The 13,098-nt window shown below is 69.6% G+C and carries 7 protein-coding genes and 1 pseudogene; 3 read left to right on the plus strand and 5 right to left on the minus strand.

Annotated elements, in window-relative coordinates; all coding sequences use genetic code 11:
* Positions 1-81 precede the first annotated feature (81 nt).
* The 3 genes and pseudogenes from ATK30_RS37175 to ATK30_RS37185 all read left to right on the plus strand — a co-directional run.
* On the plus strand, positions 82-1,437 hold the full coding sequence (locus ATK30_RS37175; RefSeq protein ID WP_101441264.1) for a M1 family metallopeptidase: 1,356 nt from the start codon (positions 82-84) through the stop codon (positions 1,435-1,437).
* A 575-nt stretch (positions 1,438-2,012) separates the two neighbouring features.
* The gene (locus ATK30_RS37180) at positions 2,013-4,307 is read left to right on the plus strand and encodes a glycosyl hydrolase family 95 catalytic domain-containing protein (protein ID WP_101441265.1); all 2,295 of its coding nucleotides are present in this window, start codon (positions 2,013-2,015) and stop codon (positions 4,305-4,307) included.
* Positions 4,308-4,337: 30 nt separating this feature from the next.
* Positions 4,338-6,632: pseudogene (locus ATK30_RS37185) on the plus strand (glycosyl hydrolase family 95 catalytic domain-containing protein); the annotation flags it as partial.
* Between the two features lie 9 nt (positions 6,633-6,641).
* On the opposite strand, the gene ATK30_RS37190 reads toward ATK30_RS37185, so the two are convergent.
* The 5 genes from ATK30_RS37190 to ATK30_RS37210 form a co-directional block, all read right to left on the minus strand.
* Complete coding sequence (locus ATK30_RS37190; RefSeq protein ID WP_101441266.1) at positions 6,642-8,372, minus strand: FAD-dependent oxidoreductase; 1,731 nt, start codon at positions 8,370-8,372, stop codon at positions 6,642-6,644.
* A gap of 17 nt (positions 8,373-8,389) precedes the next feature.
* Entirely contained in the window at positions 8,390-10,297 is a 1,908-nt protein-coding gene (locus ATK30_RS37195) for a maleylacetate reductase and hydroxyquinol 1,2-dioxygenase domain-containing protein (RefSeq protein WP_101439421.1), read from the minus strand.
* A gap of 94 nt (positions 10,298-10,391) precedes the next feature.
* Positions 10,392-11,273 carry a helix-turn-helix domain-containing protein gene (locus tag ATK30_RS37200; protein WP_101439422.1) on the minus strand — a complete coding sequence of 294 codons (882 nt, stop codon included), beginning with the start codon at positions 11,271-11,273 and terminating at the stop codon, positions 10,392-10,394.
* Between the two features lie 41 nt (positions 11,274-11,314).
* Positions 11,315-12,139: an NAD-dependent epimerase/dehydratase family protein gene (locus ATK30_RS37205; protein ID WP_101439423.1), complete on the minus strand. Its 825-nt coding sequence runs from the start codon at positions 12,137-12,139 to the stop codon at positions 11,315-11,317.
* A 48-nt stretch (positions 12,140-12,187) separates the two neighbouring features.
* On the minus strand, positions 12,188-12,985 hold the full coding sequence (locus ATK30_RS37210) for an IclR family transcriptional regulator (RefSeq protein ID WP_101439424.1): 798 nt from the start codon (positions 12,983-12,985) through the stop codon (positions 12,188-12,190).
* Positions 12,986-13,098 lie beyond the last annotated feature (113 nt).

The raw sequence follows: 13,098 nt of genomic DNA on the forward strand, positions 1-13,098 counted from the left end.
GGCGGAAGCGTTGCGGACCCCGCCCCGGCGCCTCATCCTGGAAAAGATCACGGCGGCGGGCGAAGGCGGGTTTCGGTGCGGGTGAACGGGAAAGCGGCCGCGCCCGGAGCGGACACCTCGGGCGACGGGTACCTCCCCGAGCACGGGAACGGCGGCTATCGGGTAAGGCACTACGACCTCGATCTGGACTACCGGATCGGCCCGAACCGGTTGTCCGCCACCGCGGTGCTGACCTGCGAGGCCACCCAGGCGCTTTCCCGGCTGACGCTCGACTTCGGCGAGTTCCGGGTGTCGCGCGTCCTGGTCGAGGGCAAACCGGCGAAGTACGTGCGGCGCGGGCTGAAACTGCAGGTCAAACCGGCGCGATCGCTGCCGGCCGGGACCGAGTTCCAGGTGGAGATCCGCTACGCGGGCAATCCCCAGCCGGTCCGCAGCCGGTGGGGAGACATCGGCTGGGACGAACTGACCGACGGCGCGCTGGTGGCGAGCCAGCCGGTGGGGGCGCCGTCGTGGTTCCCGTGCAACGACCATCCGGCGGACAAGGCGAGCTACCGGCTCGCGGTGGCCACGGCGTCGCCGTACCTCGTTGCGGCGACGGGGAATCTCGTGTCGCGCTACCAGTCGGCGAGCACGACGAAGTGGGTGTTCGAACGGCCGGAGCCGACCTCGACCTACCTGATGAGCGTCCAGATCGGCCGGTACGAAGACCTCGAATTGTCCGACGGCGCCTGGGTTCCGGAGCGCACGGCCGACCGTCCGGCCGGCATCGTGCAGCGAGCCGCCGTGCCGCCGCGGCTGCGGCGGGCGTTCGAGCGGGACTTCGGCCGTCAGGGCCGGATGATGGAAGCGCTGGAGGAGTGGTTCGGGCCGTACCCGTTCGGCGAGTACGTGGTGGTCGTGACCGATGACGACCTCGACGACCCGATCGAGGCGCAGGGCATGGCGATCTTCGGGGCCAACCACGTGGACGGCAGGCGCACGCACGAGCGGCTGGTAGTGCACGAACTGGCGCATCAGTGGTTCGGGAACAGCCTGACAGTCGCGGACTGGCAGCACATTTGGCTCAACGAGGGCTTCGCTACTTACACCGAGTGGCTGTGGTCCGAGGTTTCCGGCGGCGAGTCGGCGGAGGCGTTGGCCCGAGCGTGGTACGAGCGGATGCGAGCGAAGCCCGCGGACGTGACGATCGGCGATCCCGGCGTGGCGCGGATGTTCGACGAGCGGGTGTACAAGCGAGGCGGGCTGACGCTGCACGCGCTGCGCGGCGAGATGGGGGATCCGGCGTTTTTCGCGCTGGTGAAGGCATGGGCGGTGGAGAACCGGCACGCGGCGGTGACTACGGAGCAGTTCGTGTCGCTGGCGGAGTCTTACGCGGGGCGGCCTTTGGGGGAGTTCTTCGCGGCGTGGTTGGAGCGGGTTGCGTTGCCGCCGTTGTGATGGTGTGGGCGGCTCGTCGCCTGGGGGCGACATTGCGGTTGGTGGGTTGCGTGGGGGCACCCCGAAGTTGAGTGTGACTACGGCGCGGGGGTGCTTGTCAAGGCGGGAAAGATGCCTTGACAAGCACCCCCGCGCCGTGTTTTTGGCTTCGTATCGGGGTGCGGGGGTGGTGTGGGTGCTGGGGGGGTGGGTGCGCGGGTGCGGTTTGTTGGGTGGGTGCGCGGCTCGGGTGGGTGGTCGCGTGGGGTTTGCGGGCTGCGGTTGGCGCACGATGTGGCGCTGAGTGCAGTGCGACGGCGGCGGGCCGCGGCGGTCCGTGAAGGGTCCTTTGAGGGAATCTAAGTACGTGAAGGGCCCCTCACGGGACGGGGGCGGTGGGCCGTGGGGGCGCTGATTCTTTCAAGGTTCCCTCACGGAACTTCACGTATCTGAATACGCGCCCGCCAGGTCCCAGTCATCGGATGTTTGTGCGGCTTTCCGGGTGAACAACCCTGGCTTTCGCCTGCTCTGTCTGGATATATTCCGCTCATCCCGCGCCAGTGAGGGCGAAACGTAATATGAATCCGGAGGACGTCATGGTCGGAGTGTCACGACGGACGGTGCTCCGATCCGTATCGATCGCCGCCGGGGCAGCGGCGTTGGGCGGGCTTTGGGCGGAGGGTGCGCCGCCGGGGTTGGCTTCGGGGCGTAGTGCGCACCGGGATGTCGCGATGGATGCGCGGATGCTCTGGCGGCGGTTGCCCAAGAACTGGCAGGAAGCGCCGTTCCTGGCCAACGGCTATCTCGGCGTGCAGGCCTACGCCGGGCAGACGCCGCAGGTGCTGAAGTTCATGCTCAGCCACACCCAGGTTCAGGACCAGCGCATCCAGTGGGAAGCGGGAATCGGGCTGTCGCGGTTGCCGATCGGCGCGATCACGCTCACCTTCGCGGGAGCGATCACCGGCGTCGACTGGACGCTCGACCTCTACAACGCCGAGCTCGGCGGAACCATCACCACCACGCGCGGGCAGGTCGCGTTCTCCGCCGTCGTGCACAACGATCTTGGCGTGCTGCTCGTCTCGCTCGACCCGAGCGCGGGCGAGTCCGGGGCCACCTGGGGCTTCGCGCCGCTCGTCTCGGCGACGACGAGAACAGTGCGCAAGCCGCCGGAGTACACCGCGAATCCCGAACCCGAGCAGGCCGATGGGCACTGCGCGCAGCCGTTGACCGCTGGCGGCGGGTACACGACGGCGTGGCGGGAGAAGCGGGTCGGGACGAAGAGGTTGTTCGCGGCGGCGGTCGCGTACTCGTTCCCGCAGGACACGCATACTCGCGACGCCGTGTCGCTGGTCGGCCGGACGCTCGCGATGAACCCGGATCTGCTGCTCGCCCGGCATCGCCGCTGGTGGAACAGCTTCCATCAGCGCAGTTTCGTGTCGGTGCCGGACAAGCAGGTCCAGCGGTTCTCCTGGATCCAGCTCTACAAGATCGCCTCGGCGACCCGCCGGGAAGGTCCGGTGACGGCCGAGTGGGGGCCGTGGTTCCCGGAGGTCGGCAACAGCTGGACGGCGGTGTGGTGGAACCTCAACGTCCAGGTCACGTATCCGATCGTGAACAGCACCAACCATCCGGAGCTGGACGCGGTCACCGAAACGTTCCGCCGCGATCACGCGAACCTGGAGGTGTCGGTTCCGCCCGCTTACCGCGACGGCGACACGTACGCCCTGTCGCATCCGGGGGACTGGCGGCTGCGGCCTGGCGGCGTCCGGACGGTCGGCGTTCCGGGGACGACGTCCAAAACGGACCAGACCGGGAACCTGTTGTGGGGCTTGCACAACGTCTGGCTCGCGTACCGCCATCACCTCGATCAGTCGGTACTGCGCGACGTGCTGTACCCGACGCTGGCCAAGGCGCTCAACTTTTACCGCCACTTCCTCTTCACCGGCCCGGACGGGCTGTTGCACCTGCCTCTGACCCGGTCGCCGGAGTACGCGGACGCGGCCGACTGCACGTATGACCTGTCGTTGATCCGCTGGGCCGCCACGACGTTGGCCGACTCCGCGCGGCTCCTGCGGCTGAACGAGCCGCGCGTGCCGATGTGGCAGGAGATCGCCGCGAAACTCGTTCCGTACCACGAGGATCCGGCCGACGGCGTGCTGATCGGCGACGGCGTCCGGCTCGCCGATTCGCATCGGCACTTCTCGCATCTGCTCTGGCTGTACCCGCTGCGGGAACGGAATTGGGAACGGCCTGCCGACCGGGACATCATCACGCGCACCTTCCGGCATTGGGCGGCGGACCAGTCGGCCTGGCACGGCTACAGCTACGCGGCCGCGTCGTCGATGAACTCGGTGATGGACCAACCCGAGGAAGCCTTGCGGTACCTGAAGTTCTTCCTTGACCGGAACATTGTCGCGGACACCGAGCTGACCGCGAACACGATGTACCGCGAGGGCTCGAACTTCGCCATCGAAAGCCCGATCACCGCGGCACAGTCCGTTGTGGACATGCTGCTGCAGGGTTCCGGGGGAGTGGTGAAGGCGTTCCCGTCGGTGTCGGCGAAATGGCCGGACGCGTCGATCGCCGGACTGCGCACCGAAGGTGCGTTCCTGGTAGACGCCTCGCGGCGGCGGGGCGCGACGGAATTCGTGCGGGTGCATAGCGAAGCCGGTGCGCCGCTGGTGCTCGACCACGGGATCGACGGCGAGATCGACGTTCGTGATCAAGGGGGCCGCCGGTTGCCGTGGCGGCAGGTGGGACCGCGGCGGATCACGCTGGAATTGCGGCGGGGGAACACGGTCACCGTCACCTCGCGCGGCGCCCGGCCGGACTTCGGGCCGCGTGACGTTCCTTCGCTCGGCACCGTGCCGGCCTGGGGTTTGCCTGCTTAGAAACCGGCTTCAACGAGGAGGTTGGCGGACATGGACATCTCGCGCCGGACAGTGCTCGGCGGAGCGCTCGCCGGGATCGCCGCCGGAGCGGCCGGACTGTCCCCGGCTGGGCTGTCTCCGGCCAGTGCTGCGGAACTGGGCCGGGACGGCATCGACTGGGCGGAGTTCCTGGCGACCGCGGACCTGCGCTGGCGACGGATGCCGAAGACGTGGTACGAGGGACCGTTCCTGGGCAACGGTTTCCTCGGCTCTGGCATCTACGCCGAACCGGAACGCAACGCCGTGCGGTTCAACGTCCAGCACAGCCAGGTTCAGGACCACCGGCCGCAGTTCGGGTCGCTGTTCGGCCTGGCGCGGCTGCCGATCGGGTACTTCACGCTGGAACCGGTCGGCGCGATCACCGGCCTCGACTGGCGGCTCGACCTCTGGAACGCCGAGCTGACCGGCACGATCACCACCGCGGCGGGCAGCCTGCAGCTGCGCGCGATCGTCCACACCGGGCAGTCGTTGCTCGCGGTGGAGGTGTGGCCCTCGGAGGGCGAACGCGACTTCCAGTGGGTGTTCCATCCGGCGAAGGCGATCAGCTCGCGCGCTGACCCGGTGTGGAAAAAGCCGCCGCCGGACGGATACGTGGAGAACCCGCCCGTCCAATTGCAGCAGGCGGGCGACGCGCACCTCGCGGTACAGCCGCTGCTGGCGGGCGGCGAGCACGTGACGGCCTGGCGCGAGGTCACCAGAGGCAGCGCGCGAACGCTGTACACGTCGGTTGCGTGGTCGCATCCGGAGAAGACCTCGGTGGTCCGTGCGCTGCAGACGGTCCGGCGGGCGACCGCGCTGGACGTGCTGACCTGGGACCACCGCCGCTGGTGGCACGAGTACTACCAGCGCAGCTTCCTGTCCATTCCGGACACCCGGCTGCAGAGTTTCTACTGGATCCAGCTGTACAAGGTCGCGTCGGCCGCGCGCCGCGAAGCGCCGGTGATGGCGACTTCCGGGCCGTGGCTGGAAAACACGCCGTGGCCCGCGACGTGGTGGAACCTCAACGTGCAGCTGGAGTACTGGCTCATCCAGGGTTCCAACCATCTCGAACTCGACGCGGTCAGCTACGCGCTCGGCAAGTACCGGGACCGGCTCACCAGCCAAGTCGCGAAGCCGTACCAGGCCGATTCCGCGGGCATCCCGCGCACCACCGACATGACGCTCCTCAACGGTCTCGCCGATTCCACCAGCGGTTACCCGGTCGGCATTCCCGGCCTGGACACCCCGACGCCCGAGGTCGGCAATCTCACCTGGGCGCTGCACAACGTCTGGCTGAGCTACCGGCACACGATGGACCGCCAGCTGCTGCGGGACACGCTCTTCCCGTTGCTGCGCAAGGCGATCAACTACTACCTCCACTTCCTCGCCCCCGGACCGGACGGGCGCCTGCATCTCCCGGCGACCTTTTCGCCGGAGTACGGTGTGAACGCGCCGGACACCAACTATGACCTTGCCCTGATTCGCTGGGGCTGCAAGACATTGCTGGACGCCGCGCGCGAGCTGCGCATCGCCGATCCGCTGGCGGGGAAGTGGCAGCAGGTGCTCGCCACGCTCACCGACTATCCGGCCGACGAGAACGGCTACATGATCGGCGCGGGAGTACCGTTCGCGAAATCGCACCGGCATTACTCGCATCTGCTGCAGATCTACCCGCTCTACGAAATCACCTGGGAACAGCCGGAGCATCGGCAGGTCATCGAGACTTCGCTCAACCACTGGGTCGGCTTCGAAGGCGCGTTGCAGGGCTACACGTTCACCGGCGCCGCGTCGATCTCCGCGCAGATGCTGCGCGGCGAGAAGGCCGCGTACTACCTCGGGGAACTGCAAAGGCGGTATATCCAGCCGAACACGATGTACATGGAATCCGGTCCAGTCATCGAAACGCCGTTGTCGGCGGCGAAATCCATGCAGGACATGCTGGTGCAGAGCTGGGGTGGCGTCCTCCGGCTGTTCCCGGCGGTGCCGGAGGCGTGGGGCGACATCGCGCTGCGCGACTTCCGGACCGAAGGCGCGTTCCTGCTCAGCGCCTCCCGGTCCGGCGGGAAAACGCGCTGGCTGAAGGTGGACAGCGAGGCCGGTGCGCCGTGTGTCCTGCGGCCGGGGATCGACGGCGAGCTCACGGTGACGGACGCGCACGGCCGTCCGCGCCGCTGGCGGCGGTTAGCGAACGGCGACGTGCAGGTCGACCTCGGACCCGGTCAGGACGCATATGTGTACCGTCGCGGCGACCGGCCGGACTTCACGGTCCGGCCGGCCGCGCCGGGCGGGGCGAGCGACCCGTGGGGATGCCGTGACCTAGCGGTCGAGGAGGCTGCGAAGTGCTTCCAGCAGACCGGTTCCGGCAGCGGTACGACGCCAGGCGACGTAGCCGTCCGGCCGGATCAGGAGGCAGCCGTCCTCCTCGATGCCGCTGATCCGGGCCCAGTCGCCGTAGGAATCGCGCGCCTCGGGCGACCCGATGGTCACGACCCGCAGGTCCAGACCGAGGTCCGCGCCGGCTTTCGCGGCGGCGTCCCGCCAGGCGCCGCCGGTGAGTCCGGTGAGGACAGTCCACCGGCCGCGGCCGACGAGGTCCAGCGTGGACAGCCGCCGACCGTCCGGGCCGACGAGCCAGACGTGCGGCAGCTTCGCGCCCGGCGTGGTCGTAGGCCGGTGGTACAGCTCGGGATCCCGTACAGCCGCGGACTCGGCGCCATCCGGGAGCACCGCGTTCGACACGTACCGCTGGTCCATCTCGACGCCGTGCGCGTTGAACTCGTAGTTCTTCAGCTCGATCGCCGCCTGCAATTGCTTCCGCCGCAGGGCTCCCTCCTCGGTCGGAGCGGTGCAGGCGGCGAGACCGGCGGCGATGGCGTCCGAATCGGTGTCTCCGTCGATGCCGAGCGCGGCGAAGATCGGCCCGAACTGGTCGCGGCTGAGGTTCGCGCGGTCCACGATCTGCTTGCCGACCGGGGCTCGCTCGGCGCTGTAGCTGTCGAGAAGTCCTTCGCCCGCCTCGCCGCGGACGACCATCGCGAGCTTCCACGCGAGGTTGTACGCGTCCTGCACCGACGTGTTGGACCCGAGCCCGTTCGACGGCGGATGCCGGTGCACCGCGTCGCCCGCGCAGAAAACGCGGCCGGACGAGTACTGCGTGGCGTAGCTGTGGTTGACCGTCCACAGCGAAGTCGAGGTGATTTCCACTGGCAGGCCGGGATCTCCGACGAGGTCGCGGACGATCCGGGTCGCCTCCGCGCCGTCCACTTCAGGCGGTGGCTGTGCGATGTCGTAGCCCCAGGTCAGCAGCCATTCGTTCCACGGCCGGACCATGCGCACCAGGCCCATGCCGATGCCGCCGAGATGCGCGCCCGGCCGCATCACCCAGTACAGCACGCTCGGCCGGTGCGCGACGTAGGCGGAAAGATCGGCGGTGAAGGTGATGTTCATGCTGCCGGCCTTGCCGGACTGGCCGTCGATCGGCAGCCCGGCCTGCTCGGCGACGCGGCTGCGGGCGCCGTCCGCGCCGATCAGGTACCGGGCGCGGAGCGTGAACTCGTCGCCGCGGACCCGGTCTCGCAGCCGGGCGGTCACGCCGTCCGCATCCTGGGTGAAGTCGAGGAATTCCGTGTCGAGACGCAGTTTCGCTCCGCGCGCGGCGGCGTTCGTGGCCAGGATCGGTTCCAGGTACGTTTGCGGAAGGTCGATCATGTGGCACGGGCTCGCCGCGCCGTACTCGGTTGCCGACCGGTCGGCGGTGCCCCAGCTGGCGATGCGGCCGATCTCGTCGCCGGCGAGCGACGTGCACAGCACGGTGTCGCCCATCAGGTCCGGGGGAGTGCCTTGCGCGAGCGCCTGGTCTTCGATGCCGAGGTCGCGCAGGACTTCCATCGTCCGCTGGTTGGTGATGTGCGCGCGGGGGGTGTGCGCCATCCAGCCGTATTTGGTCGCGAGCACGGTGCGGACGCCGTACGTCGCGAGCAGCAGCGCGGCGGAACCGCCCGCCGGGCCGCTGCCGACCACGAGGACATCGGTGTCGTAACTGGTCATGGTGGGTTCCCAGGGGTTCAGGCGGGGGAGATGCGGAAGGTGAAGCCGAGTCGGCGCCAGGGTTCGCGCCCGTCCGGCGCGGGGCCGGTCTGCTCGGCGAAGTCGACGATCAGGCCGTCCTTCACGCCGAACACGGTGTCGGAATCGAGGTAGTCGCCGCCGCGCACAAACAGCTGGGTGACCAGCGTGCGGTAGCCGGGTTTGGCGATCATGAAATGCACGTGCGGCGCGCGGTACGGATGCCGTTCGGTCGCGGCCAGCATGCTGCCGACCGGGCCGTCGTCCGGGATCGGATACGCGGACGGCACGATGGTCCAGAAGCGCAGCCTGCCTTCGGCGTCGGTGCGGAACCGGGCGCGCAGCACCGGACCGTCGAGATCGGGCAGCTGGACGTCGTAGAAACCGTCCTCATTGGACTGCCAGATGTCGACGACGGCGTCCGGCACCGGCGTTCCGTCCGGCTCGGTCACCCGGACATCGGTCCACAGCGGAGTCCCCGGCAGTCCTTCGGCGAGATCCGCGCCCTGTTCGGTTTCCGGCGGGCCTTCGACATAGAACGGGCCCAGCACGGCCGACGGCGTCGTGTCCGGCGTTCGCGAGTTCGTGAGCACGTCGACCACGCTCGAAACGCCGAGGGTGTCCGACAGCAGGATGAACTCCTGCCGGGTGTCCGAGCTGATCTGCCCGGTGCGGGTGAGGAAGCCGATCGCGCACTCCCATTCCGCCTGCGTGAGGTCGGTGCGCACGACGTACGAATGCAGCGTCCGGACCAGCTCGGTCAGCAGTTCGCGCAGCCTCGGGTCCGGTGTTTCGGCGAAGCTGTCCACGACCTCCTGCGTGAGCCCGCGCAGATCCGGCGGTGTGCCCGCCGCGGGGGCCGGACGGGTGCCCGCCCACGCGTGCCGCAGCAGGTCTTCGATGCCGTCGCGGGTGAGTTCGCGAGGATTCGGGTACGGCGCGGCGGCGGCCAGTTCGGCGGCCTTGGCGAGATCGCCTTCGGCAAGACCGATTTCGGCGAGCGAATGCGGCACCGGCAGGCTCGCGATCAGATCGAACACGGCGGTCGGCGCGTCCGGTGCGCCGAGTGCTTCGGCGATCCGGCGCATCGCGTCGGCGGCGTTCGGCGCGTTGTAAGCCATGGCGTGCGGCAGGACGATCGTGTGCGTTTCCGCGTGCGGCAGCCCGAAACTGCCGCCGAGGGTGTGGCACAGCTTGTGGTGCAAGCCCATCCCGACCGAACCCAGGCACGAACCGGCCAGCCACGCGGCACGCAACGCGTCGGTCCGAGCGTCCACATCGGACGGATCGGCGGCGATCCGCGGCAGCGCGGCGGCGAGCAGCCGGATCGCCTCCAGGGCGAACTGGTCGACGATCGGGTTCGCCTGCGCCGAATAGAGAGCCTCGACCGCGTGCGCCATCGCGTTGACACCGCTGGTCAGCGAGGTCGGCACGGGCAGGCCGAGGGTGAGGTCGACGTCGTAGACGACCACCTCGGGCAGCACCTTCGGCGACGACTGGGTGGTCTTGCGGCCGTTTTCCGTTTCGCCGACAACCGGCGTCATCTCGGACCCGGCATAGGTGGTCGGCACGATGATCTGCGGGAGGTCGGTGCGCAGCGCGAGCGCCTTGGCCAGCCCGGTCGCGGATCCGCCGCCGATCGCGACCACACAGTCCGCGGAGCGCTCGGTGACCAGGCCGAGCGCGCGTTCGGTGACCTCGACCGGCGTGTGCATGGCGGGTTCGCCGAAGCGGGCGGCGAGCTGCGGGCCGAGCGCCTCGGCGGTCCGGTCGGCTGCCGCGGTCGCGGACTTCCCGGCCACCAGCAGCACGCGGCTCGCGTTGAGCCGCCGCACCTCGTCGGGGACGACGGCGAGCGTGCCGCTGCCGAACACGACCCGGGCCGGGTTGGCGGTGTAGGTGAACATCGACGGTCCTTCCACGCGGGTACGTCGAGTATCCGGGCGAGGGAGAAGCCGCGCCTGCACAGACGTGCTGAGCCGGCTGCACGAAACGCGCGCGTCAGCCGTCCCGGCGAAGCGCGGCGGGCGTGGTGCCCAGGTGGGTGCGCAGCACCCGGGTGAGGTGTTCCTGGTGGGAGAAACCGCAGCGCACGGCGATGTCCGCGATCGGTTCGGTGCCGGTGCGCAGCAGCAACCCGGCTTGCTCCACGCGCAGCCGCAGCAGATAGCGGTGCGGCGGCAGCCCGGTGCGCGCTTTGAACCGCCGGGTGAACCGGCTGACGCTCAACCCGGCCGCCGCGGCGAGTTCGGCCAGCCCGAGCGGCTCGGCCAGGCGTTCGTCCATCAGCTCGCGAACCTGGGCGAACTGCCGGTCCGTCAGCGCCTCGACCGGCCGCGCCGCCGCGGGAACGCACCGACCCGCCCGGTGCTGACGCGCGAGCTGCGCGGCGACGAGCGTGCCGAGCTGGTCCGCATACGCGCGAGCGCCCGGCTCCCACTCCCGTACGACGCGGTCGAGCGCGAGGACCAGCTGTTCGAGCAGCGGATCGACGCTGCCGAGTTCGTCGGCCAGCCGGACCGGACCGTCCGATCCGGCGGCCTCCTGCACGGCCGAATCCGGCACGTACACGTGCACCGTGTCCAGTTCGCCGCCGAGTTCCACCGACAGTTCCTGGTGCGAAGGCTGGAGGAAGAGCCCGCCCGCCGGGATGCGCCTGCTGCGCTCGTGCGCCGACCCGATGCCGCGGCGGACTGTGACCGGACCGGCGAGGTGCAGGATCAGCTGGTGCGTGCTGGCGGGCCCGAACTCCGCGCGGTACGGCCGTTCGCGCTGTTTGGACAGGTAGATCCGGTCCCAGCCGAGACCCGCGCTGGTGCGTTCCGGGCAGATCCACGGCAGGGAAAGGATGCCGTTCGTGTCGGCAGGCCCGAGCTCGCCCACGGCGTCCTCCTCCTCGAGGGTCCCGTGGGCGAGAGTACCTCTCAGAGCGGGTTGAACACGCCCAGCGGCGCGGTGCAGAACGGCCCGCCCAGGTGTTCGGCGGCGGCGCCGGTCGGGCCGGGCTGGCCAGCCAGCTGGTCGGCGTAGACTTCGGCGTTGTCGTGGGACTTGTAGCCCAGCGCCTCGGCCTCGGCGAGCGAGTAGACGCGGCGGGTGTTGTCCGAGACGCCCCAGATCAGCCGGTAGCCCGGCGACGGCGCGCTGAGGCACGCCTCGAACAGCCGCGCCCCGTCGTCCGGCGACAGCCAGGTCGCCAGTCCGCGCGGGCCGAGCGGCAGCGGCGTCTCGAAGCAGGAGCCGATGCGGATGACGATCACGTCCATGTCGAAGCGCGACGCGTACAGGCTGCCCAGCGCTTCAATGGCGGCTTTGCTTACGCCGTAATAAGTGTCCGGCCGCGGGCTGGAGTCGGCGGGATGACCGCTCTCGCCCGCTTCGTCGTTCCGGCGGAAGCCGACGGCGTGGTTGCTCGACGCGAGCACGACCCGGCGGATCCCGGCTTCGCGCGCGGCTTCGAGGACGGTGTGCGTGCCGTTGATGTTGACGTCGAGCGTGGCGTCCCACGAGGCCTCGCGGCTGAGCCCGCCCAGGTGGATCAGGGCGTCCGCGCCCGCGCAGGCGGCAGCCATCGCGTCGGGGTCGGTGACCGAGCCGGTCATGATCTCGACCGCTTCGCCGTCCTCGGCGGCGGGCTGGTCGGCGAGGTCGAGCAGCCGCAGCACCCGGCCTTCACGGCGCAGTCGCGGCCGCATCAGGGTGCCGACGACGCCGGCCGATCCGGTGATCAGCACACGCTGGTCTGGCATGGATTTCCTCTCACGAAAGCCCGCGGGCGGGCGACACGGTGGCGGCGGTCAGCGGATTCCGGCGCGGCGCAGTTGCTGGCCGAGCTCGGCGGTGGTCTCGGCCAGCAGCTCGCCGACGCGTTCGGCGTCGGCGTCGGTGACCTTGCCCAGCGGCATCGAGCAGCTCATCGCGTCGGTGCCGGGAATGCGGTACGGGATCACCGCGGCGACGCAGCGCACGCCGAGCGTGCCCTCTTCGATCTCGGCGGCGTACCCGCGTTCCCGGGTGCGCGCGAGGTCGGCGTGCAGCGCGTCGAGCGTGGTGATCGTGTTCGGGGTGAGCGCGACCAGCTCCTCGGGCATGAGCGCCTCGACCTCTTCGTGGGTCAGCTCGGCGAGCAAGGCCTTGCCCAGCGCGGTCGCGTGCGCCGGGAGGGTGCGGCCGACGCGCGAGATCAGGTGCGTGGAGTGCTGCGACTCGCGCGTCTCCAAGTAGACGACCTCGGTGCCGTTGCGGCGCGCGAAATGCGCGGTGAAGCCGGTCTTTTCGCGGATGCGCTCCAGCGCTTCGGTGGCGTAGGGGACGATCGCATCGCGGTCGAGGTACGCGGTGCCGCAGATCAGCGCGCGCACGCCGAGCCGGTAGCGCGCGGAGTTCGCGTCGGCCTCCAGCCAGCCCGCGTCGAGCAGAGTGCGCAGCAAACCGTGCAGACTGGAGCGAGGGAACCCGGTGCGCGCATGGAGATCCGACAGCGAAAGCCACACGTCGTTCGCGGCGAACGTCTCGATCAGGTCGATGGCGCGCCGCGCCGACTTCACGCCCGCGGACTCCGCGGGAGCGGTGGCGGGGTCCGTCTTCTGCGCCATGCGCGTCCTCCAACCGGGCCGTTGACTTGTGAGTCCGGCCATATTAGCGTCCCGAACAGCGTTCTTGTGGGTGAACATAGTCACGATAACAGACTCCATTCAAGAATGTGAAC

This window comes from Amycolatopsis echigonensis (assembly GCF_002846615.1).
Taxonomy (GTDB): Bacteria; Actinomycetota; Actinomycetes; order Mycobacteriales; family Pseudonocardiaceae; genus Amycolatopsis; species Amycolatopsis echigonensis.